The organism is Bradyrhizobium frederickii (genome assembly GCF_004570865.1).
In the GTDB taxonomy this organism is placed as follows: domain Bacteria; phylum Pseudomonadota; class Alphaproteobacteria; order Rhizobiales; family Xanthobacteraceae; genus Bradyrhizobium; species Bradyrhizobium frederickii.
The window spans coordinates 21,047-42,868 of sequence record NZ_SPQS01000027.1; the positions used below are offsets into that span (position 1 = coordinate 21,047).

The window sequence follows — 21,822 nt, forward strand, 5'->3', positions numbered from 1 at the left end:
CCTCCAGAGGAGTTCGACATGACGACGCATCCGTACGACGCGCTGATGGACATCACCGCACGGCCGAAAGCCGTGTTCGTCCGCGGCGCCGGCTCCTACCTCTGGGACGACGGCCGCAAGCGCTATCTCGACTTCGTGCAGGGCTGGGCCGTCAACTGTCTCGGCCACTCCCCGCCCGCGGTCGCCGACGCCCTGGCTTCGCAGGCGAAACGGCTCTTGACGCCGAGCCCGGCTTTCTACAACGAGCCGAGCCTGAAGCTGGCCGAAGCGCTGGTCGCGGCCAGCGCGTTCGATCAGGTGTTCTTCGCCAATTCCGGCGCGGAAGCCAACGAGGGCGCGATCAAGCTCGCGCGCAAATATGGCAGCCTGCACAAGGGCGGCGCGTTCGAGATCATCAGCTTCGAAGGCGGCTTCCACGGCAGGACGCTGGCGACGATGTCGGCCTCGGGCAAGAAAGCGTTCGAGCCGCTGTTCGAGCCGAAGGTCGCAGGCTTCAAGAAGGCCAAGCTCAACGACATCGCCTCGGTCGAGAGACTGATCAACGACAACACCGTCGCGGTGATGCTCGAGCCGATCCAGGGTGAATCAGGCGTCTGGCCGGCGACCGATGCGTTCCTGCAGCAGCTGCGCGCGCTGACCGATGCGCGCGGCCTGCTGCTCATTTTCGACGAGATCCAGACCGGCATGGGCCGGACTGGAAAACTCTTCCACTACGAGCACACGGGGATTGCGCCCGACATCATGACGCTCGGCAAGGGCATCGGCGGCGGCGTGCCGCTCGCAGCGCTGCTCGCGACCGAACGCGCCTCCTGCTTCGAGCACGGCGATCAGGGCGGCACGTTCAACGGCAACCCGATCATGTGCGCGGCGGGCCTTGCGGTGCTCGAGGAGGTCGGCAAACCGGACTTCCTCAAACAGGTCGCCGAGACCGGCCTGCTGCTTGAAAGCGAGCTGCAGAAGGTCTCGGCCCGGCACGGCCTCGGCGGCGTGCGGGGACGCGGCCTGTTGCTCGCGCTCGACCTCAAGCTGCCGATCGCGCCCGGCATCGTCGCGCAGGCGTTCGAGGCCGGCGTGCTCCTGAACGCGCCGCAGGTCGACACCCTGCGCTTCATGCCGGCACTCAACGTCGCGAAGGCGGAGATCGCCGAGATGATCGATTGTCTCGACGGGATCCTGACCAAGGCCGGCGCGGCACGGCGGGTGGCGTAAGAACAGGTGCCGTAGGGTGGGCAAAGCGAAGCGTGCCTACCAATCAGAAATGGTGGGCACGGCGCTTCGCGCCTTTGCCCACCCTACGAGATATCAACCGTGACGGCGAGTTACGGCTTCAAGATCGACGCGCCCGTGGTCTTGCGGCTTTCGAGGTCGATATGGGCTTTCGCGGCGTCCTTGAGCGCGTAGGCGTGGTTGATCGGCACGTGCAGCTTGCCGTTGATGACGGCGGCAAACAGCGTGTCGGCGCCTTCCAGCAGCTCCTTGCGCGTGCCGACGTAATCGTTGAGCTTGGGCCGCGTCGCGAACAGCGAGCCGTGATTGTTGAGCTCGGCGATCGCGAATGGCGGCACCGGACCTGAGGCGTTGCCGAACGAGACGAACATGCCGCGCGGCTTCAGGCAGGACAGCGAGCCCGGGAAGGTCGCCTTGCCGACGCCGTCATAGACGACGTCGCAGCCCTCGTTGCGGCTGATCTGCTTGACGCGCGCGACGAAATCCTCCTCGTTGTAGAGGATGACGTGGTCGCAGCCGTTGGCCTCGGCGAGCTCGGCCTTCTCGCGCGAGCCGACCGTGCCGATGACATGGGCGCCGAGCGCCCTCGCCCATTGGCAGGCGAGCAAGCCGATGCCGCCGGCGGCGGCATGGATCAGCACGCGGTGATGCGGCTCGACCTTGAAGGTCTTGTGCAGGAGATACCAGACGGTCAGCCCCTTCAGCATCAGCACCGCACCCTGCTCGTGGGTGATGTGGTCGGGCAGCTTGACCAGCTTCTCCCAGGGGATGTTGCGCTCGCCGGTATAGGCGCCGAGATTGTGATAGTAGGCGACGCGGTCGCCGGGATGAAAATTTGTAACGCCTGGCCCGACCGCGACCACCTCGCCCGAGGCCTCGTTGCCGGCGATGAAGGGCAGCCCCGGCGCCTTGTAGAGACCGGTGCGGTAATAGACGTCGATGAAGTTCAGGCCGACCGCGTGCTGGCGGATCCGCACCTCGCCGGGGCCGGGCGCCGGCACATCGACGCTCTCATAGACCAGAGCCTCGGGCCCCCCGACCTTGTGCACACGGACCGCTTTGGTCATCGCCTGATTCCTCTTCTCCAGGGCGCAAGCGAAAGACATCGCGCCCGCCTTGTCAACTCGATGGCAGCTGGAACGCCTAAACCGACGGCCTGCCGGACTTCTTGCGGTTGCGCTTGGCCATCACGTTGAAGAATTCGACCGCCGCCGAGAACGCAATGGCGAAATAGATATAGCCGCGCGGAATATGGAATTGGAATCCGTCCGCGACCAGCGCGACGCCGATCAGCACCAGGAAGGCCAGAGCCAGCATTTTCGTGGTCGGATGCTCCGCGACGAAGCGCGCCACCGGGCCCGACGAGACGTACATGATCAGGCAGGCGATCACCACCGCCGCGATCATGATCTCGATGTCCTGCGCCATGCCGATCGCGGTGATGATCGAGTCCAGCGAGAACACGATGTCGATGATCACGATCTGGACGATCACCCAGAAGAAGGCGTTGCCGCCGGACTTCTCGTCGCCCTCGCCGTCATCGGCTTCGACCTCGGCGTGGATCTCGTGCGTCGCCTTCGCGATCAGGAACAGGCCGCCGCCGATTAGGATGAGGTCGCGCCAGGAGAAATCGTACCCCGTAAACGAGAACACCGGCGCGGTCAGGCCGATCAGCCAGACCAGCAGGCCGAGCAGGATGAGGCGGAAGATCAGCGCCAGCGCCAGCCCGATCTGGCGGGCGCGGTGCGCCTGCTTCTCGGGGATGCGCGAGACGATCACCGATATGAAAATGACGTTGTCGATGCCGAGCACGATCTCGAGCGCGGTCAATGTCAGCAGCGCCGCCCAGGCTTCGGGGCTGGTCAGCAAGTGCATCATGCGAAGGATCTGACGAGGCGGATCAAGGCGTCGCTGAAGCTGATCCAGAGCGCGATGGCACAGAGCGCGATGGTGACGCCGGTGCCGACGCGAAAGTCCATCTCCAGCACGTAGAGGCCGAGCACCGCCCAGATCGCGATCAGCGACATCGTCAGCCAGCGCAGCCGCACGACGCGGACCGGATGCAGCACGTGGAACGGCACGAAGGTCAGCACGACCAGCGCGGTCACCAGCAGCGTCGACCACAGCGGCGGCCAGTGCAGCAGGAACAGATAGAACGCCGCCGCATTCCACAGCGCCGGGAAGCCGCGAAAATGATTGTCATCCGCCTTCATGCGCAAATCGGCGAAATATAATGCGCTGGTGACGATGATCGCGATGCCGAGCAAGGGAGCTGCGACGGGCAGCAACAGGCCGCTGGCCACGATCGCATAGGCCGGCACGAACACATAGGTGACGAAGTCGACCACGAGATCGAGCACGTCGCCCGACCAGTTCGGCTGCACGTTCTTGACGTCGAGCCGGCGCGCGATCGGACCGTCGATCGCGTCGATGATCAGGGCGACGCCCAGCCATTGAAACATCGCCGCCCAGTGCTCGCGCACGGCCTCCAGCATCGCCAGCAGCGCGAGCGCCGCGCCGAACGCAGTGAAGATGTGCACCGAGAAGGCCGCGGCGCGGATCGCGGGCGTGGGCTTCAGGGAATCCTCTTGGCTATCCATGGCTTCTGCTATCAGAATGAGGCCGATTTGCACATCCGCCATTGCGGCGCGCCGGCGCATGATGGACCGTAAAATCAGGCGAAATCAGTTAACGGCTGAACTGGCTGCCGCCGCACCGTCAGGCGCCCCCCGGAATGACAACCGAGAGACTTGAGCTTGAATTTGCCGCCGGGCGTGTCATGTGTCGTTCCATGACAGACGCATCGACACTTTATGACACCGCCGTGATCGGCGGCGGGCCGGCGGGACTTGCCGCGGCGATCGCGCTGGCACAGGCCGGTGCCCGGACCGCATTGGTGGCACGCCGCGTTCCTTATGCCGATAACCGCACCACGGCGTTGCTCGGCGCCTCCATCGACCTGTTGGAGACGCTCGAGGTCTGGTCGCGCTGCAAGGACAAGGCGGCCGCGCTCGAGGTCATGCGCCTCGTCGACGACACCGGCCGGCTGTTCCGCGCGCCGGAGGTCCGCTTCTCCTGTCATGAAATCTCGCTCGACGCCTTCGGCTACAACATCGACAACCGCTCGCTGATGCTGGCGCTGGAGGAGCGTGCGGCCGAGCTGCCCAATCTCGTCCGTTTCGACGACGAGGCCGAGAGCATCGTCATCGAGGCCGACGACGTCGCAATCCGCACGGCCTCCGCACAGTTTCTCACTGCCCGCCTCGTGGTCGGCGCCGACGGCCGGCATTCGCTGTGCCGGGAGGCTGCCGGCATCGAGGTGACGCGGCGCGAGCTCAACCAGACCGCGCTGACCTTCAACGTCAGCCACGCGCGGCCGCATCGCAACGTCTCGACCGAGTTCCATACGCCGCACGGACCTTGCGTGTTCGTGCCCCTGCCCGGCGACCGCTCCAGCGTCGTCTGGGTCTCGGCTCCGGCCGAGGCCGAGCGGTTGCGGAGCCTTGATGACGCCGAGCTGTCCGCAGCGGTCGAGAAGCAGTCGCATTCGATTCTGGGACGCATGAGTGTCGAGCCCGGGCGCAACCTGTTCCCGCTGGCGATCGAACGCCCAAAATCCTTCGGCCGCGACCGCATCGCGCTGGTCGGCGAAGCCGCCCATGTGGTTCCCCCGATCGGCGCGCAGGGCCTCAATCTCGGCCTGCGCGATGCCGCCGACATCGCGCGGCTCGCCGGCGAAGCCGTCGCTGCGGGCCAGGATCCCGGCGCGAACGAGGTGCTCACGCGCTACGACCGGGCGCGGCGTCCGGACATCCTGAGCCGCACGTTTGCGATCGACATCGCCAACCGTTCCCTGCTCAACGATTTCCTGCCGCTGCAGCCGGTCCGCGCCGTCGGCATGCACCTGCTCGGCGCCATCGGCCCGCTTCGGCGCTTTGCGATGCGCGAGGGCCTGACGCCGACCTGGCGAAGGTAGTTTTGGCGACGGTAAGGCCCTTTACGGAAACGCCAGCCTTCCCGTCTGGATCGCCCACATCACGCTGGTCAGCGTGACCACGGACGCGAAGGTCCCGAGCAGCACCGCGACGGAGGCGGATTCGATCCAGGCATCGTTCTGCCGGGCGATCACGAACACGTTCAGCGCCGGTGGCAGCGAGGCCATCAGCACGGCGGTGGCGGCCCAGGGCTGCGCGAACGGTCCGAACGCGAGCATCAGGCCGAACGCCACGAGCGGGTGGACCAGCAGCTTGATCGCGATCACACCCGGCACTTCCCATGGGACGCGGTCGAACGGGCGCAGTGCCACGGTCACACCGAGCACGAACAGCGCGGTCGGGGCCGCCGCGTTCTGCAGGAAGGTGATGGTGCGATCGAGCGCGACGGGCATCTCGATATGCAAGGCTGCGACGGCCGCGCCAAAGCAGGCCGACATGATCAGCGGGTTGAGCACGATCTGCTTCAGCACGACGCCGAAGGCGTGCACGATCGAGGGATGATCGCGGTCGGAGAGCTCGATCAGCAGCGGCACGATGGTGAACAGGAAGATGCTGTCGCAGCAGAAGATCAGCGCGGTCGGCGCCGCGGCCTTGCTGCCGAGCACGGCGAGCGCCAGCCCCGGCCCCATATAGCCGATATTGCCGTAGCCGCCGGACAGGCCTGCGAGCGTCGCCTCGCGCAATGTCAGCCGGCCGAAAACCTTGCCCACGACCAGCGCCAGGGTGAACGCGGCGACGGTGGACAGCGTGGTCGCGACCAGGAACGGCGGGTTGTTCAATTCCGAGAACGGCGTCTTGGACATGATCGCAAACAGCAGCGCCGGCAGCGACACGTAGAGCAGAAAGAAGTTCATCCAGGCGAGGCCTGATTCTGGCAGGGATTTGGCCTTGCCACACGCGAAACCGACAAAGATCAGGCCGAAATAAGGTAGCGCCAGATTGAGGATATCGAGCATTGATGAAGTGTTTTCTGAAGACCTGGGGGCTATCTGCCCCTCAAGTGAACGCCAATTCCAGATCAGGCCACTAGCATCGGCCACAATCCTGGTCTATCGACGGGGAATGATTAAAGCGCGGACCGCCAAATTCCAGATCGGACAGGTCGTGCGCCACCGGATCTTCTCGTTCCGGGGCGTCATCTTCGACATCGATCCGGAATTCAACAACACCGAGGAGTGGTGGCTGTCGATCCCCGAGGAGGTGCGGCCGCACAAGGATCAGCCGTTCTATCACCTGCTCGCGGAGAATGCGGAGTCCGAGTACGTCGCCTACGTCTCCGAGCAGAACCTGCTGCCGGACGATTCCGGCGAGCCGGTCCGGCATTCCCAGGTGGCCGAGATCTTCATCAAGAACAAGGATGGCGGCTACCGCCCGCGTAATCCCTCACTGAATTGAGTCGCACCGACAGGCGATCGACAAAAAAGGCGCTCGATATGAGCGCCTTTTTCATGTCCGGGATTTGCTCCCGACTACTTCTGAGCAGCCGGTGGTGTACCGGGAGGCGTACCCTGCTGCTCGAGCTTCTTGCGCTGCTCTTCGGCCTTCTTCTGAAGCTCTTCCTGGAGCTTCTTCTGGGTTTCCTCGAACACCTTCGGATCGGTCGGCGGACCGTCATAGGCCTTCTGGAATTCGCCGGTGAGCGGCAGCGGCAGGGTCAGCGGCGCGCCATTGGCGTTGATCGCCTGGACAACGAGATTCTGGCCCTTCTTCATGTTGTTGATGAGCTCGGGCGTCGCCTCGTAGTCCGACATGCAGCCGTTCTGGAAGCAGATCACATAGGGTTGCTGCAGCGGCGCGTTGCTGTCGACGATGATGCGGGTGCCGTGCACGAGCTGCATGCCGAGCGGCAGCGTCACGCGCAGGATCTTCTTCGGCTCGCCTTCCGGCTCGATGATCACGGCGGCGATGACCGGCTGGCCCGATTCGATGCGGCCGTCCTTGCCGGTGAAGCAGACCTGCTTGGCGTTGGCGTCCTGGCCCTTGAGGCAGAACTTGGTCCAGGGGGCATAGATCAGCTGGATCTGCTGATCGGCCGGCTGGGCTGCGCCCTGCTGCGCCGGAGCGCCCTGGGCGGGAGCCGGCTGGGCGGGCGCCTGAGCGGTCGGCGCCTTGGGGGCAGCCTTGGGCGTCGCCTTCGGGGCCGGAGCCGCCTTGGGCGCGCCGGGGGCCGGCGCCGGCGCCGGGGTCTGGGCCTCGGCGGCAAACGGGACGGCCAATGCCGTCGCCGTCAACAAGGCGAGAATTCGCCCGCGCGGCCGGGCGGACGCGGCCAAGTAACGGAAATTCATTGCGGAAAACCCTTTCTGAACGGGAAGTGCCCGAACCGCTCCGACGCATCGAACCTGGCCGCGTTGGGCGCGGCTCTCTCCCCGTCAATTGAGGCGGATAAGTGACGGGCTCGACGCTCTTGCGCGATCGGGTGCCTTCTTAACGTGGCCGACGAAAAGATCAATGCCGACAAGCGCCTTTGGCCACACCCGTAGCTGCGTCCGGGGAAATTCCCTGTGATAGGATTCGAGGCGCGCCCGTCCTCGAATCAACCTGTGCTGATGTTCATGTTCCAACGCCTCGTCGAGGGCCCCGGTGTCCGCCTTTGCGTCCTGGTGCTCGCCTCTGCCCTTGTCCTGGGCTTTGGTGGCGGAGTGTCGATGGGCGCGGCACGGGCCGAGCAAGCCCATGCCATTGCCATGCACGGCAAGCCGGCGATGCCGGCCGATTTCACCCATATGCCCTACGTCAATCCGGATGCGCCCAAGGGCGGCCGCTTGACCTGGGGTATTCTCGGAACCTTTGACAGCCTCAATCCCTTCATCGTCAAGGGACTGGCCGTGCAGCAGATGCGCAGCTACGTGGTCGAGAGCCTGCTCGCGCGCGGCAATGACGAGCCGTTCACGCTCTATGGCCTGCTCGCCAAGAGCGTCGAAACCAATGACGAGCGGAGCTTCGTCACGTTCCGTCTCGATCCGCGCGCCCGTTTCTCCGACGGCAAGCAGGTCGCGGCCGAGGACGTGCTGTTCTCCTGGCAGCTGCTGCGCGACCACGGCCGGCCGAACCACCGGCAATACTACACCAAGGTCGTCAGGGCCGAGGCGCCCGATCCCCTCACCGTCCGCTTCGACCTCGCAGGCGCCAATGATCGCGAGCTGCCGCTGATCCTCGGCCTGATGCCGATCCTGCCGAAGCACGCGGTCGACGTCGCAACCTTCGAGGAGACGACGCTGACGAGCCCGATCGGCTCCGGCCCCTATCGCGTCACGGCGGTGAAGGCAGGCGCCAGCGTGACGCTGACCCGCAATCCCGATTATTGGGGCCGCGACCTGCCCATCAATCGCGGGCTCTACAATTTCGACGAGATCCGGCTCGACTATTTTCGCGAGGCCAACGGCCAGTTCGAAGCCTTCAAGCGCGGCCTCTACGATTTCCGCGTCGAGCACGAACCGCTGCGCTGGCACGACGGCTACGACTTTCCGGCCGCGAGAAGCGGCGAGGTGGTCCGTGACACCGTGAAGCCGGGCTTGCCGCAGCCCTCCGAATTCCTGGTGTTCAACACGCGCCGCCCGATCTTCGCCGACATCCGCGTGCGTCAGGCGCTGACGCTGCTGTTCGATTTCGAGCTGGTCAACCGCAACTACTTTTTCGGGCTCTATTCGCGCGTTGCCGGCTATTTCGCCGGCTCCGACCTCTCGGCCTATGGCCGGCCGGCGGACGCGCCCGAACGTGAGCTTCTCAAACCGTTCGCCGCTCGCATTGCGCCCGACATCATGGACGGCAGCTACCGCCTTCCCGTGACCGACGGATCGGGACGCGACCGCACGACGCTGCGCGCGGCGCTGAAACTGTTGTCGGAGGCCGGCTACGATCTCGACGGCACGGTGCTGCGCAACCGCGCGACGAGAGTACCCTTCACCTTCGAGATCCTGGTCACGACCCGCGACCAGGAGCGTATCGCACTTGCGTTCCAGCGCGACCTCAAGCGGGCCGGCATCGAGCCGAGCGTGCGCTCGGTCGATCCCGTGCAGTTCGACCAGCGCCGTCTGGCTTACGAATTCGACATGATCCAGAACCGCTGGGACCAGTCGCTGTCGCCCGGCAACGAGCAATATTTCTACTGGGGCAGCGCGGCCGCGGACAATCCGGGGACCCGCAACTACATGGGCGCCAGGGATCCGGCGGTCGATGCCATGATCGCCGCCCTGCTCGAGGCCCGTGAACATACGGATTTCGTCTCGTCGGTGCGGGCGCTCGACCGCGCTCTGATCTCGGGCTTCTACACAATCCCCCTGTTTAACGTATCCGAGCAATGGATCGCGCGCTGGAATCGGATAGAATGGCCCAAGGCCACCTCGCTCTCAGGCTATTTGCCGGAGACCTGGTGGGCGAAGGGGCAGAAGCAAGCCACTCAAGCAAAGTGACGCCGTGAACCAGCCAGCAATATCGCCGACGCTCGACACGCTGTTTCAGCGCACGCTGCTCCGGCAGCCGCATGCGCTCGCTTTGCTCGATCCCCTCAACAAGGCACGCATCACCGGGCACCAGCCGCGGCGGATGACCTATGCCGAGGTCGACACGGCCATCGAGGCGCTGTCGGCACATTTCGTTGAATCGGGCTTGCCGGCCAACTCCGTCATCGCGATCCAGCTGCCCAACACGATCGAGTTCGTGCTGACGGTGCTCGCCGCCCATCGCGCCGGCCTCGTCGTTGCCGTGCTGCCGCTCTTGTGGCGCCATGCGGAGCTGACCGCCGCGCTCAACCGCACCGCGGCCCGTGCCATCGTCACCATGAGCAAGGTCGACGGCACGAGCTATGCCGATCTCGCGATGCATGCGGCCGCCGAGGCCTTCTCGATCCGTCACGTCTGCGGCTTCGGTACCGACCTGCCCGAAGGCATGGCGTCGCTCGACGACGTGCTGGCGCGTCCGCCAGGGACCACGCGCGCCGTGATCCAGGACGGCCGCAAGGCGGCGATGATCTCCTTCGACGTCACCGCGGAAGGCTTTCGTCCGGTGCCGCGGCCGCATTTCAGCTTGATCGCCGGCGGGCTCGCGATGTCGCTGGAAGCCGATATCCGGCAGGGCGCGACATTGATGGCGGCGTTCGCGCCGATGTCGTTCGCCGGCCTCGCCTCCTCGCTCGCGGTTTGGCTGCTCTCCGGCGGCGCCCTGGCACTGCATCATCCGTTCGAGATCGAGGTGCTGGAGCAGCAGATCAACGAGCATGGTTGTGAGGTGCTGATCGCGCCGGCGCAGCTGGCCTTGCGGCTCGGCGATTCCGACTTGGCGGCGCGGATGCCGTCCTTGCGCAACGTCATCGGCCTGTGGCGCGCGCCCGAGCAGGTGGCAGCGAGCGATGCCTGGATCGCCCCGCATGCGCCGCTGACCGACGTCTATCTGTTCGGCGAGGCCGGCCTGTTCGGTGCCCGCCGCGGCGAGGACGGCATGCCAGTCGCGGTGATGCCCGGGCCGCACGGCGCCCCGCGTGAGCAGTCCGGTTCCTCCATCGCCGGCGAAATCCTGCTGACGCCGAAGGGCACGCTCGGCCTGCGCGGCGCGATGGTGCCGATTGCGGCCTATGCCCCGCCGCAGCCGGTCGGTGAAACCCTGACGGCGCAGCCGCCGCGCGACTATGTCGACACCGGCTATGCCGCGCGGCTCGACCGCCCGAGCGGCGCAATCTGCATCACCGCGCCCCCCTCCGGCATCATGGCCGTCGGCGGCTACCGCTTCCTCTCCAACGATTTGCAGGAATGGGCCCGCCGGCTCGGCCAGGGCGCCCTCCTCACCGCGCTGCCCGACCGGCTTTCCGGTCACAGGCTGGCCGGACGCGCCCAGGACAATGCCCGCGCCCGCGAGGCGCTCAGCGAGCTCGGGCTTAACCCACTGATGGTCGAAGCTTTTCGCGATCGCTCCGGGCCGGTCTAGGCGCAGTTTCGCCTGATATGTTGACGCCGCATTAAGGCGGCCGAACTAGATTGCGTGGCATCTGTTGCGTCATCAGAGTTTCCCAATGTCCCAGTCGGGCCCGATCCTCTTTGTGTCCAATGCCGATCGGCCGCCCTTCGTTGCGGCGCTGGACGAGGCCCGGCTGTTTCCCGTGGTCGATACCGACTGGGCCAGCGCGGCACGCGCGGTCGAAGAGGTGCAGCCAGCGGCCATTCTCGCTGCGATGCATGGCGGACACGAGCCGCATATGGCTGCGCTGGCAAGGAAGATCGCCGAGCAATCGCCTTATCTTCCTTTTGTCGCCGTGGATGCGGCGGGCACGCTGCCTCACAACGCCCTGCCCTTCTCCTCGCGCGGCGGCAATCCCGACCGCCTGATCGCACGGCTTCGCGCCGCACTGCGCGTGCGCACGCTCCATGCCACCGTGCTGCGCCGGCTGCCCGAAGTGAAAGTCGCGCTGCCGCAAGGTGATCCCGCCCGCGATGCCACCGTGCTCCTGATCGGCCGCGGCGCCGCCTATCCCGCATTGTCCGTCGCGCTCGGCGAACGCGTCGGCGTCGTCGGCGCGCTCTCGATCGAGGCCGCCGCGAAGCACCTCAACACCCGCGACCTCGACGGCGTGGTCCTTGCCGAGGGTTTTACCGCGCGCGTCACCGATGCCTTTCTCACTGTGCTCGCCGAGGACACCCGCTTCCGCAGCCTGCCGGTGATCGTCACCGCGCATCAGCTGACGCAGGCTTACGATTTGCCAAATCTCGAGCTGATCCCGGGCGAGCCGGCCAAGGTCGCGGCCAATGCGTTGCCCCTGATCCGCCAGCACGCGATGGAAGCGCAATTGAGCCGCACGCTGCGCTCGATCGATGCCGGCGGCTGGCTCGACCCGCGCAGCGGCCTGCTCACGGCGGAAGCCTTCGCCCGCGATTTTGCCAAGGCGGTCGAGCAGACGCTGGCCCGCGGCGGCGGTTTGTCCGTCGCGCGTTTCGCTTTCGACCCCGGCAATTCCCGCGCCCAGCTCGACGCCGCGCGCATCCTCAGCCGCCTGATGCGGCAGATGGATTTCGGTGTGGCGCAGAAGGACGGCTCGGTCATCGTCGTGTTCGCGGAGACCGACTTCCGCACGGCGCACATGATCGCGCGGCGTCTGTCGGCGGTGATGCGGCATACCTCGAACGGCAAGCACGAGATGCGCAGCGATCCCGTCGTCAGCGTGGACTCGCTGTCGCCCTCGGATACGGCGAGGTCGCTGCTGGCGCGGCTGTCGGCGGATGCGTCAAGGGCGGCGTCGTAACCACAACCTCGCTGCTGTAGGTTGGGCAAAGGCGCACGCGCGCCGTGCCCACCAGCTTTCCATGACGACAGAACGCGTGGGCACGCTTCGCTTTGCCCACCCTACAGCATCTCGCCTCGCGCTCACGCCGCCTTCTTGCTCTCCGCGAGCTGCGCCAGCTGCCGCATGATCTCGGTGGTGCCGGCGAGACGCTCCTCCGGGGTCTCCCAGTCCTGCAGGAACACCACCTTCATGTCGGGCCGCACCTTGGCGGCCTGGCCGTGGCTGCGGATGAAGCTGACGAGGCGGTCGGGATGGGCGAAGGAATTGTCACGGAAGGCGATGACGGCGCCCTTCGGGCCGGCATCGATCTTCTCGACATTGGCCCTACGGCAGAACGCCTTGATCGCGGCGACCTTGAACAGGTAGCGCACCTCGTCCGGCAGCACGCCGAAGCGGTCGCGCATCTCGGCGCCGAAGTTCTCGATCTCCTCCTCGGTGTCGAGATCGGCGAGGCGCCGGTACAGCGACAGCCGCACCGAGAGATCGCCGACATAGTCCTCCGGAATCAGCACGGGCATGCCGATCGTGATCTGCGGCGACCAGCGGTCGGCGGCGGGCTCGGAGACGCCGGCCTTGAGGTTGACGATCGCCTCCTCCAGCATCGTCTGATAGAGCTCGAAGCCGACCTCCTTGATGTGGCCGGACTGCTCCTCGCCGAGCAGGTTGCCGGCGCCGCGGATGTCGAGGTCGTGCGAGGCGAGCTGGAAGCCGGCGCCGAGCGTCTCCAGCGATTGCAGCACGGTGAGCCGGCGCTCGGCCTGTGCCGTGATCTTCTGCTGCGCCGGCAGCGTGAACAGCGCATAGGCCCGCAGCTTGGAGCGTCCGACCCGCCCGCGCAGCTGATACAGCTGGGCGAGGCCGAACATGTCGGCGCGGTGCACGATGAGGGTGTTGGCGTTGGGAATGTCGAGGCCGGATTCCACGATCGTGGTCGACAGCAGGATGTCGAACTTGCCGTCGTAGAACGCGGTCATGATGTCCTCGATCACGGCGGGCGGCATCTGGCCGTGCGCGACCGCAACCTTCATCTCCGGCACGTTCTTGTCGAGGAAATCCTTGACCTCGGCGAGGTCGTCGATGCGCGGCACCACGTAGAACGCCTGCCCGCCGCGATAGCGCTCGCGCAACAATGCCTCGCGGATCATCAAGGGATCGTGCGGAGCGACGAAGGTGCGCACCGCCAGGCGATCCACGGGAGGCGAAGCGATGATCGAGAGCTCGCGCACGCCGGTGAGCGCGAGTTGCAGCGTGCGCGGGATCGGCGTTGCCGACAGCGTCAGCACGTGCACCTCGGAGCGAAGCGCCTTCAGCCGCTCCTTGTGAGTGACGCCAAAGTGCTGCTCCTCGTCGACGATCACGAGGCCGAGGTCGCGGAACTTGATCGCCTTGCCAAGCAGCGCGTGGGTGCCGACGACGATATCGACCGAGCCGTCGGCGATGCCCTTCTTGACCTGGTTCAGCTCCTTGGTCGCGATCAGGCGCGAAGCCTGCGCCACGTTGACCGGAAAGCCCTTGAAGCGCTCGGCAAAGGTCCTTGCGTGCTGGCGCGCCAACAGCGTGGTCGGCACCACGACCGCGACCTGCTTGCCCTCGAGCGCCACGGCAAACGCCGCGCGCAAGGCCACCTCGGTCTTGCCGAAGCCGACGTCGCCGCAGATCAGCCGGTCCATCGGACGGCCGAGTTCGAGATCCTTCAGCGTGGCTTCGATGGCCCCTAGCTGGTCCTCGGTCTCGTCATAGGGGAAGCGTGCGCAGAACTCGTCGTAGAGGCCGGGCTGCACCGGGAGCTTGGGCGCCTCGTGCAGCTGGCGCGCGGCCGCGATCTTGATCAATTCGCCCGCGATCTCGCGGATGCGGTTCTTGAGTTTCGCCTTGCGCGTCTGCCAGCCGCCGCCGCCCAGGCGATCCAGCTCGACATCGGTCTGGTCGGAGCCGTAACGCGACAGCAGCTCGATATTCTCGACCGGCAGGAACAGTTTGGTTTCGGCGGCATAATGCAGCTCGAGGCAGTCGTGCGGCGCGCCGGCGACGTCGAGCGTTTGCAGGCCGATGAAGCGGCCGATGCCGTGGTCGACATGGACGACGATGTCGCCGGCGGCAAGGCTCGTCACCTCCGAGATGAAATTGTCGAGCTTGCGGCTCGCCTTGCGCGGCCGCACCAGGCGGTCGCCGAGGATATCCTGCTCGCTGATGAGCGCGATCTCGTCGGTCTCGAAACCGCTCTCGAGGCCAAGCACCGCGAGCATGGTCTCGTTGCGCGGGGTTGCCTGCACGGTGCGCCAGGAGTTGACGCTGGTGGTGTGGGCCAGCTTGTGGTCGCGCAGCATCGAGGTCATACGGTCGCGCGAGCCTTCGCTCCACAGCGCGATCACCACCTTCTTGCGCTGGGCCTGCAGCGCCATGACGTGGCCGACCACGGATTCGAACACGTTGACATTGGTATCGTTGCGCTCCGGCGCGAAGTCGCGGCCCTTGCGCGCACCGGCGTCGACGACACTCGTCCCGTCAGCCGGAACCGAGAACTGCGTCAACCGCACCAGCGGCATGCCGCTCTCGCGCTCGGCCCATTCCCCGCTGGTGAGATAAAGCCGGTCAGGCGGCAGCGGCTTGTAGATCGCGCCGCCGCCGGGATGCTCCATCGCGTCGCGCCGGGCCTCGTAATAGTCCTGGATCTGCTTGAAGCGCTCGCGGACGGCGTCCTCGGCCTGCGGCTCGATCGCGATCGGCGCGCCTTGCAGATAGTCGAACAGCGTGTCCATGCGGTCCTGGAACAGCGGCAGCCAGTGCTCCATGCCGGGATGGCGGCGGCCTTCGCTGACCGCCTCATACAGCGCATCGTCGCGCTCGGGCGCGCCGAACTCGGCAACGTAGCCCATGCGGAAACGGCGGATGGTGTCGGTGACGAGCTGGAATTCCGAGACCGGCACGAGGTCGAGCGAGCGCATATCGAGCAGCGTGCGCTGGGTCTCGGCATCGAAGGAGCGGATCGATTCCAGGCTGTCGCCGAAGAAATCGAAGCGGACCGGCTGCTCGAGGCCGGCCGGAAACAGATCGAGGATGCCGCCGCGCACGGCGTATTCGCCGGGCTCGCGCACGGTCGAGGAGCGGTTGTAGCCGTTGTGCTCGAGCCAGGCGACGATGGTATCCATCGGCACGACGTTGCCGGGGGCCACCGACAGCGCCTGCGCCGCGACCAGCTCGCGCGCGGGCACGCGCTGCACGGCGGCATTCACCGTGGTCAGCACGATCAGCGGCTTGTCGCTGCCGGTGAGCGAGGCAAGCCGGGCCAGCGTGGTCAGGCGTTGCGCCAAAATGCCGCCATGCGGCGAGACGCGGTCATAGGGCTGGCAGTCCCAGGCCGGGAAGGTCAGCACCGGCAGATCGGGGGCGAAGAACTGCAGCGCGCGTTCGAGCTGCTGCATGCGCGGACCGTCGCGGCAGACCACGGCAAGGCTGACGGCCGGCTTCTTCGGCCGCGCCGCGATGGCCCGGGCCAGATCGGAGATCACGAGGCCTTCGGCGCCTTCCGCGACATTGGCAAGCGTCAGCGCCCGGCCGGGCGCAAGCAGCTCGGCCGGAGATTTCATCCCCTGTTTCATACGCCGCCATCCGCGAGCGGATAGGCCTTGATGCGGGCGAACAGCGCGCCGGTAACATCAGCCAGCAGCGCCTTGTCGGCGGCGATGGCGGCATAGAGATCGGGATCGTTGAGATCGAGCAGCGTCTCGAGCTGCGTCAGTTCGTCATCGGACAGATTGCCGATCTCGGCATCGGCGAAGCGGCCGAGGATCAGGTCCATCTCGCGCGTGCCGCGGTGCCAGCAGCGGAACAAAAGCCGCTTGCGGCGATCGTCCAGCCCGCTGCTCGATCGTGTCGTTCCCGTCATGTCTCAAATCCAGTCAAACGCAGAAAGCCCGGACGTGCCGGGCCGGGGTGATATAGCCACTCGGGGTGGCCGTGTCAGCCCTCGATTTGGCATGGCCCGTCGGCCGGCGCAGGGTACGAAAAAAGACGTGGATGCCCGCCACAAAGCCGGGCATGACGGGCCGAAACGATCCTGGATTCGCATCCATGCGCCCCAGCCTGCTCAATCCGCTGTTTGCCGCCGTGACCAGCCTGCCCGGCGTCGGTCCGAAGCAGGACAAGCTGCTGCAGTACCTGCTCAGCCGCAGCGAGACGCCGCGGCTGGTCGATCTCTTGCTGCACCTGCCGAGCCAGGTGATCGATCGCCGGGCGCGGCCAAAGATCCGCGACGCGGTGCAGGGAACCATGGTGACGCTGGAGGTCATTGTCGACCGTCATCGCCCGCCCCCGCCGCGCAACGCGCGCGCGCCGTATCTGGTCTATGCCAGCGACGACACCGGTGACGTCGTGCTGACCTTCTTCCGCGCCAAGCCGGGCTATGTCGAAAAGCTGCTGCCGGTTGGCGAGAAGCGCTACGTCTCCGGCACGCTGCAGATGTATGACGGCATCCCGCAGATCGTGCATCCCGACCGCGTGCTGGACGAGGAAGCGATCGCCAAGCTCTCGGGCATCGATCCGGTCTATCCGCTGACGGAGGGCCTCGCACTTGGCTCGCTCCGCCGGGCGATCGCGCAGGCGCTGCAGAAGCTGCCGGCGCTGCCCGAATGGATCAGCCCCGAGGTGCTGCGACGCTGCCACTTCCCGCCGGTCGCCGAAGCGCTCACCCGCGTGCACCAACCGGTCGAGCTGACAGACATATTGCCCGACCAGCCGTTCTGGTCGCGCCTCGCCTTTGACGAGCTGCTGGCCGGCCAGCTCGCGCTCGCCCTGATCCGCGCGCAGCTGCGCCGCCCCGCCGGCGTGCGCAATGCAGGCGACGGACATCTGCGCAACAAGATCATCGACGCCCTTCCCTACGCACTCACGCCCTCGCAACGCAACGCTGCGGCGGCCATCGCCGAGGACCTGAAGCAGCCCGTCCGCATGCTGCGCCTGCTCCAGGGCGACGTCGGCTCGGGCAAGACCGTCGTGGCGCTGCTCGCGGCCGCCGCGGTCGCGGAGGTCGGCAAGCAGGCCGCGCTGATGGCGCCGACCGAAATCCTGGCGCGCCAGCACATCAAGACCATCGCCCCGCTCGCCGAGCGTGCCGGCATGCGCGTTGCGATCCTCACCGGCCGCGAGAAAGGCAAGGAACGGCGCGAGATCATCACGCAGCTCGCGGCAGGCGAGATCGACCTGCTCGTCGGCACCCATGCGCTGATCCAGGACGATGTGACCTTCCACGACCTCGCGCTCGCCATCGTCGACGAGCAGCACCGCTTCGGCGTGCGCGAACGGCTTGCGCTAACGTCCAAGGGCGAAGCCGTCGACGTGCTGGTGCTCAGCGCGACGCCGATCCCGCGCACGCTGGTGCTGACCTATTTCGGCGACATGGACATCTCCGAGCTGCGCGAGAAGCCCGCCGGCCGGCAGCCGATCGACACCCGCGCCGTCGCCATGAGCCGGCTCGGCGAGGTCATGGACGGCGTCGGCCGTGCCCTGCAATCGGGAAAACTGGTCTACTGGATCTGTCCGCTGGTGGAGGAGTCCGAAGCCGAAGGCACCGAACACCTCACCAACGCGACCAAGCGTTTCGAAAGCTTGCAAAAGCGTTTCGGCGATCGTGTCGGCCTCGTTCACGGCCAGATGAAGGGCACGGAAAAAGACCGCGTGATGGGCCAGTTCGCCGCCCACGAGATCGGGCTCCTGGTCGCGACCACGGTGGTCGAGGTCGGCGTCGACGTGCCCGCCGCCACCATCATGGTGATCGAGAACGCCGAGCGCTTTGGCCTCGCCCAGCTGCACCAGCTGCGTGGCCGCATCGGCCGCGGCTCGGAGGCCTCGACCTGCATCCTGCTCTATTCGGAGCCGCTCGGCGAAATGTCGAAGGCGCGGCTGAAGGTGATCCGCGAGACCACCGACGGTTTCCGCATCGCCGAGGAAGATTTGAAGCTGCGCGGCGAAGGCGACGTGCTGGGTGTGCGCCAGAGCGGCCTGCCCGGCTACCGCATCGCGCGCCCGGAGGTTCACGGCCAGCTCATCGCCCAGGCGAGAGACGAGGCGCTGCGCATCCTGAAGGACGATCCGAAGCTGAAGGGCGAGCGCGGCGAGGCGCTGCGGTGCCTGCTCTATCTGTACGAACGGGACGAAGCGATCCCGCTGATCGGGGCGGGCTAATTTGGTCTCCAAATGCCTACTCGGTGCGAAGCTCATTTACGTACTGGATGATGAAACTGCACTTCGTTGCGACGCGAGGGGCGCTGTCTTGGGCCTCGTAGGTGCGCAAAGCATGTACAATCATCGAGCGATCGCCACACCCCTTCAGCTTGGGATCGAGAATGGTCAAGATCCTCGCTTGACCTTGACGTGGAATGAAGCTTGCCAGCGCATCAATCGCAACGAGACTGAGCGGACGGCCGCTTGCAAGCCAACTCTGAACCCGACTCCAATTTAGATCGGAAACGGATGCAAGCTGCCCCCAGGAAGCAGTGACGTCCTGGCGCGGGAGGCGGGCCTCGATCCAATCCAGCACTGCGGGCGCGCCAAACCATGAGAGTGCTGACATCTGCTTTTCCAGATCGCGCCCTTGGACTGTCTTTAAAGCGTCGATTGTCTTGTGAAGCCCCTCGGCGGCTGGCAAGCACTTTGCGGCCGCCTCGGCCCAGATGAACAGTGATCTGTCTCGCCAAGCTCTCTCAAATTGCGCGCGCACCCATGGCGCAGCCGGGCTACCGACGACATTCGCACAAAGCTGGACCATCGTCTCCCACACCTGCCGATTACCCGCCTCCGCGCGATCCTCAATTGCTGCGAGAACTGTGCCGGTCGCGAATGGCCTGAACGCTTCAAATTCTTCCTTTCCGAGGCGCCACCGCGTGACGCAGAAATCGATCAGGCGCTCGAGCGAACCGGCGCACATCTCCAGTGTGGGCGCACGCATGTCGTCAGTTGCGTAGTCGTCCACGTCCGGTTGGGAAGCCTCTCCGTCCTGATCATAGAAGTCGTCATGCAGCAGGAATTTGGTCCAACCATGTAAGGCAGCAAGGTTGAACCATTCGATCGGCCGGAGCGCATAGTGTCGCAGACGATCCGCACATTCGTGACATAGACTATACGGTTGCCGGGGATCATCGTCGCGAACGTCTTCAACAGCCGGTGCTTGACGACAGGCTTGGCAAATCCAATGAACTCCAACTTCCTTGGTCATGAACCCTTGGGGTGATAGGTGCGTGTTTCGGTCGGGTTGGCGGACTATTGGCCAGGCATGGCTCTTCGCCGCCCGACTTCGTAAGCCGCCACATGCGCCCGCGCCAGATCCAGCACGGGCGTGTCGATGCCGAGCGCACGGGCGCGATTGGCCATGTCGCCCAGGATGTGCTCGGACTCGGTGACCGAGCCGCGCTCGATGTCACGCAGCATCGAAGCCTTCAGCGGCGAGTCGAGGGTCGTGAACAGCTTGTGGTCGAACTCGATGAACGGCGCGCGCGGCTCATATCCCGATGCTGTGGCAACGGCGCAGCATTCCGCGAAAAGGCGGAAAATCGACTGCTCACCGTCGGGCACGGCCAGGATGTCGCCGATGCTCGCCCGCATCAGGCAGGTGATGCCGGCGAGCGTCGAGAGCTGAACGAACTTCTCCCACATGTCCTGCATGATGGCTTCGCTGGCGCGCACGTCGATGCCGGGGACCTGGAGCAGCGTCTCCAATGCGAGCGCACGTTCGCTCAGTGCCCCCTCGATCTCGCCGAAGACGATCGTCTGATTGGCCATGAACTGAACGACCCGGCCATCCGCATCCAACCCGGCACTGACATTGGCGAGACCGCCGAGGACGCAGCTCGCGCCGAACCTGGCGGTAAGAGCGTTGATGTGTTTCAACCCGTTCAGGATCGGCAAAATCATCGTGTGGGGGCCGACGGCGGGCGCAAACTGGCTCATCGCGTCGTCGAGCGAGTAGGCTTTCACGCCGACGAGCACGAGGTCGAATGGCTCCTCGAGATCGCTGGCGATGATAAGCTTCGGCTGGACGGCGAAGTCGCCGTGTGGGCTCACGACCTTTAGTCCGTCCCGGCGCAACTGCTCCGCCCGCGTCCCGCGCACCAGGAAGGTCACGTCGCGGCCTGCTCGAACCAGGCACGCTCCATAATAGCCGCCGAGTGCGCCAGCGCCGATCACCAGCACTCTCATTCGAACTCCCGTCTCAGAAGAACCGCAAACACAATAGCAGAGAGGCCCCGCAGCGTCTCCTCCCCCTCATTGCGAGCGCAGCGAAGCAATCCAGAATCTTTCCGCGGAGGGACTCTGGATTGCTTCGCTACGCTCGCAATGACGTGTGGATAGAGACCCGCACATCGCAACTGCAAGCCTTGCGGGAGCGAACGTGGGTACGTCAGGTCTTCTTCCGCGCGTTCCCCGCGGCAAACGCCTTCAGCAATTTGGCATCCACCGCCTCGCCCGTCGCGTCATCCGCCAGATGCTCGAACCAGCGCGCAAAGCCCTCGTAGATCTGGCTGGCCGGATGATCGGGGCCGAGAAACCCGGAGATCTCCCGCATCTCCGCGACCCAGCGATAGGCTTTCGGAATCATGTCCGGCAGCGCGACCTCGAGCCGCGCCAGGATCGCGGGCTGGCTCAGTGCCAGCTCGTCGCGCAGCGCATCGGCGGCGCCCGCCTTGGTTGCCGCGATCACCATGGCCGAACCGATGCCGGCGAGGCCCTTGACGATGCCGGCATAGGACATCTTCAGCGCCGAGGCGGCGCCGACCGGGCCGTCGACGATCCGCACGTCGAGCCCGAAATCCTTTAGCACCGCGACGTCCTTGGCGTGCTCGCCGGACAGGTAGAACGCAGGGCTCTTGCCGCCTGGCTGCGGCGGAAAGCCGATGATGCCGGCATCGACGAACGGCGCCTGCGCCGAGCCGATGATCTCCTCGATCCCACGCACGGTGTCGACGTTGACGGCGTTGCAATCCACCACGATTGGCTTGTGCTCGCGCCCGACGATCAGCGCCGCCAGCCGTTTGGCCAGCGCGACGGCTTCCCCGGGCGGCACGATCGAAAGAATGATGTCGGAGCCAGCGAGCGCATCGTCATCGGCACCGATCATGCCGGAATCTGCCGCGCGTTTGCGCGTCGCCTCGCTCCGCCCGGTCAGGGACGTCAGCACGCGCGCGCCATGCTCGCTGAGGCGGCGGGCGACGGCGCTGCCCATGGCGCCGGGCGCGAGGATCGCAATGGTCTTGGACATCATGCACTCCAGATCGAACGCCGAGCGAGGCGCTCGGCTCGACGGGAGACTAGCAGAGGATGCCAACGCGCGCGTGACCG

At 65.9% G+C, this 21,822-nt stretch carries 17 protein-coding genes; 7 read left to right on the plus strand and 10 right to left on the minus strand.

Annotated features, from left to right (window positions below; genetic code table 11):
- The first annotated feature begins 18 nt into the window (after nt 1–18).
- On the plus strand, nt 19–1,209 hold the full coding sequence (locus tag E4K64_RS33165; protein WP_135167101.1) for an acetylornithine transaminase: 1,191 nt from the start codon (nt 19–21) through the stop codon (nt 1,207–1,209).
- Between the two features lie 110 nt (nt 1,210–1,319).
- On the opposite strand, the gene E4K64_RS33170 is transcribed toward E4K64_RS33165, so the two are convergent.
- From E4K64_RS33170 to pcsA, 3 genes are all read right to left on the minus strand, one after another.
- Nucleotides 1,320–2,294: a quinone oxidoreductase family protein gene (locus E4K64_RS33170; protein ID WP_135167102.1), complete on the minus strand. Its 975-nt coding sequence runs from the start codon at nt 2,292–2,294 to the stop codon at nt 1,320–1,322.
- A 76-nt stretch (nt 2,295–2,370) separates the two neighbouring features.
- Complete coding sequence (locus E4K64_RS33175) at nt 2,371–3,105, minus strand: TerC family protein (RefSeq protein WP_135167103.1); 735 nt, start codon at nt 3,103–3,105, stop codon at nt 2,371–2,373.
- On the minus strand, nt 3,102–3,869 hold the full coding sequence (gene pcsA, locus E4K64_RS33180) for a phosphatidylcholine synthase (RefSeq protein ID WP_167772388.1): 768 nt from the start codon (nt 3,867–3,869) through the stop codon (nt 3,102–3,104). Before pcsA ends, E4K64_RS33175 begins: the two co-directional genes overlap by 4 nt.
- A 149-nt stretch (nt 3,870–4,018) precedes the next feature.
- Here pcsA and E4K64_RS33185 point away from each other — a divergent pair, with 149 nt between their 5' ends.
- The gene (locus E4K64_RS33185) at nt 4,019–5,203 is read left to right on the plus strand and encodes a UbiH/UbiF family hydroxylase (RefSeq protein ID WP_135167105.1); all 1,185 of its coding nucleotides are present in this window, start codon (nt 4,019–4,021) and stop codon (nt 5,201–5,203) included.
- Nucleotides 5,204–5,224: 21 nt separating this feature from the next.
- Here E4K64_RS33185 and E4K64_RS33190 read toward each other — a convergent pair whose 3' ends face one another.
- On the minus strand, nt 5,225–6,178 hold the full coding sequence (locus E4K64_RS33190) for an AEC family transporter (protein WP_135167106.1): 954 nt from the start codon (nt 6,176–6,178) through the stop codon (nt 5,225–5,227).
- Nucleotides 6,179–6,284: 106 nt separating this feature from the next.
- Here E4K64_RS33190 and hspQ point away from each other — a divergent pair, with 106 nt between their 5' ends.
- A complete protein-coding gene (gene hspQ / locus E4K64_RS33195) occupies nt 6,285–6,617 on the plus strand; it encodes a heat shock protein HspQ (protein ID WP_126257599.1) in 333 nt (110 codons plus the stop codon).
- A 74-nt stretch (nt 6,618–6,691) separates the two neighbouring features.
- Here hspQ and E4K64_RS33200 read toward each other — a convergent pair whose 3' ends face one another.
- Nucleotides 6,692–7,510: an invasion associated locus B family protein gene (locus tag E4K64_RS33200; RefSeq protein WP_135167107.1), complete on the minus strand. Its 819-nt coding sequence runs from the start codon at nt 7,508–7,510 to the stop codon at nt 6,692–6,694.
- A 261-nt stretch (nt 7,511–7,771) separates the two neighbouring features.
- On the opposite strand from E4K64_RS33200, the gene E4K64_RS33205 reads away from it, so the two are divergent.
- The 3 genes from E4K64_RS33205 to E4K64_RS33215 all read left to right on the plus strand — a co-directional run bounded on the left by E4K64_RS33205 (nt 7,772) and on the right by E4K64_RS33215 (nt 12,450).
- A complete protein-coding gene (locus E4K64_RS33205; RefSeq protein WP_167772389.1) occupies nt 7,772–9,634 on the plus strand; it encodes an extracellular solute-binding protein in 1,863 nt (620 codons plus the stop codon).
- Between the two features lie 4 nt (nt 9,635–9,638).
- Nucleotides 9,639–11,141, plus strand: a complete 1,503-nt coding sequence (locus E4K64_RS33210) for a class I adenylate-forming enzyme family protein (protein ID WP_135167109.1) — start codon at nt 9,639–9,641, stop codon at nt 11,139–11,141.
- 85 nt (nt 11,142–11,226) lie between these two features.
- Nucleotides 11,227–12,450: a GGDEF domain-containing protein gene (locus tag E4K64_RS33215; RefSeq protein WP_135167110.1), complete on the plus strand. Its 1,224-nt coding sequence runs from the start codon at nt 11,227–11,229 to the stop codon at nt 12,448–12,450.
- A 122-nt stretch (nt 12,451–12,572) separates the two neighbouring features.
- Here E4K64_RS33215 and mfd read toward each other — a convergent pair whose 3' ends face one another.
- Both mfd and E4K64_RS33225 read right to left on the minus strand, forming a co-directional pair.
- Nucleotides 12,573–16,091 carry a transcription-repair coupling factor gene (mfd, locus tag E4K64_RS33220; RefSeq protein WP_135167111.1) on the minus strand — a complete coding sequence of 1,173 codons (3,519 nt, stop codon included), beginning with the start codon at nt 16,089–16,091 and terminating at the stop codon, nt 12,573–12,575.
- Nucleotides 16,088–16,378, minus strand: coding sequence for an FAD assembly factor SdhE (locus tag E4K64_RS33225; RefSeq protein WP_135167112.1), 291 nt, complete (start codon nt 16,376–16,378; stop codon nt 16,088–16,090). Before E4K64_RS33225 ends, mfd begins: the two co-directional genes overlap by 4 nt.
- A gap of 185 nt (nt 16,379–16,563) precedes the next feature.
- Here E4K64_RS33225 and recG point away from each other — a divergent pair, with 185 nt between their 5' ends.
- Nucleotides 16,564–18,672, plus strand: coding sequence for an ATP-dependent DNA helicase RecG (gene recG, locus E4K64_RS33230; protein ID WP_135167113.1), 2,109 nt, complete (start codon nt 16,564–16,566; stop codon nt 18,670–18,672).
- A 16-nt stretch (nt 18,673–18,688) separates the two neighbouring features.
- Here the strand turns inward: recG and E4K64_RS33235 are convergent, their stop codons facing one another.
- The 3 genes from E4K64_RS33235 to E4K64_RS33245 form a co-directional block, all read right to left on the minus strand.
- The gene (locus tag E4K64_RS33235; protein WP_135167114.1) at nt 18,689–19,702 is read right to left on the minus strand and encodes a hypothetical protein; all 1,014 of its coding nucleotides are present in this window, start codon (nt 19,700–19,702) and stop codon (nt 18,689–18,691) included.
- A 44-nt stretch (nt 19,703–19,746) separates the two neighbouring features.
- Complete coding sequence (panE, locus tag E4K64_RS33240) at nt 19,747–20,682, minus strand: 2-dehydropantoate 2-reductase (RefSeq protein ID WP_135167115.1); 936 nt, start codon at nt 20,680–20,682, stop codon at nt 19,747–19,749.
- A gap of 202 nt (nt 20,683–20,884) precedes the next feature.
- On the minus strand, nt 20,885–21,742 hold the full coding sequence (locus tag E4K64_RS33245) for an NAD(P)-dependent oxidoreductase (RefSeq protein WP_135167116.1): 858 nt from the start codon (nt 21,740–21,742) through the stop codon (nt 20,885–20,887).
- Between the last annotated feature and the right edge of the window lie 80 nt (nt 21,743–21,822).

Coding starts and splice junctions, on each gene's coding strand:
- E4K64_RS33165 (WP_135167101.1), top strand. CDS start 19: ATGACGACGCATCCGTACGACGCGCTGATGGACATCACCGCACGGCCG.
- E4K64_RS33170 (WP_135167102.1), bottom strand. CDS start 2,294: ATGACCAAAGCGGTCCGTGTGCACAAGGTCGGGGGGCCCGAGGCTCTG.
- E4K64_RS33175 (WP_135167103.1), bottom strand. CDS start 3,105: ATGATGCACTTGCTGACCAGCCCCGAAGCCTGGGCGGCGCTGCTGACA.
- pcsA (WP_167772388.1), bottom strand. CDS start 3,869: ATGGCGGATGTGCAAATCGGCCTCATTCTGATAGCAGAAGCCATGGAT.
- E4K64_RS33185 (WP_135167105.1), top strand. CDS start 4,019: ATGACAGACGCATCGACACTTTATGACACCGCCGTGATCGGCGGCGGG.
- E4K64_RS33190 (WP_135167106.1), bottom strand. CDS start 6,178: ATGCTCGATATCCTCAATCTGGCGCTACCTTATTTCGGCCTGATCTTT.
- hspQ (WP_126257599.1), top strand. CDS start 6,285: ATGATTAAAGCGCGGACCGCCAAATTCCAGATCGGACAGGTCGTGCGC.
- E4K64_RS33200 (WP_135167107.1), bottom strand. CDS start 7,510: ATGAATTTCCGTTACTTGGCCGCGTCCGCCCGGCCGCGCGGGCGAATT.
- E4K64_RS33205 (WP_167772389.1), top strand. CDS start 7,772: ATGTTCATGTTCCAACGCCTCGTCGAGGGCCCCGGTGTCCGCCTTTGC.
- E4K64_RS33215 (WP_135167110.1), top strand. CDS start 11,227: ATGTCCCAGTCGGGCCCGATCCTCTTTGTGTCCAATGCCGATCGGCCG.
- mfd (WP_135167111.1), bottom strand. CDS start 16,091: ATGAAACAGGGGATGAAATCTCCGGCCGAGCTGCTTGCGCCCGGCCGG.
- E4K64_RS33225 (WP_135167112.1), bottom strand. CDS start 16,378: ATGACGGGAACGACACGATCGAGCAGCGGGCTGGACGATCGCCGCAAG.
- recG (WP_135167113.1), top strand. CDS start 16,564: ATGCGCCCCAGCCTGCTCAATCCGCTGTTTGCCGCCGTGACCAGCCTG.
- E4K64_RS33235 (WP_135167114.1), bottom strand. CDS start 19,702: ATGACCAAGGAAGTTGGAGTTCATTGGATTTGCCAAGCCTGTCGTCAA.
- panE (WP_135167115.1), bottom strand. CDS start 20,682: ATGAGAGTGCTGGTGATCGGCGCTGGCGCACTCGGCGGCTATTATGGA.
- E4K64_RS33245 (WP_135167116.1), bottom strand. CDS start 21,742: ATGTCCAAGACCATTGCGATCCTCGCGCCCGGCGCCATGGGCAGCGCC.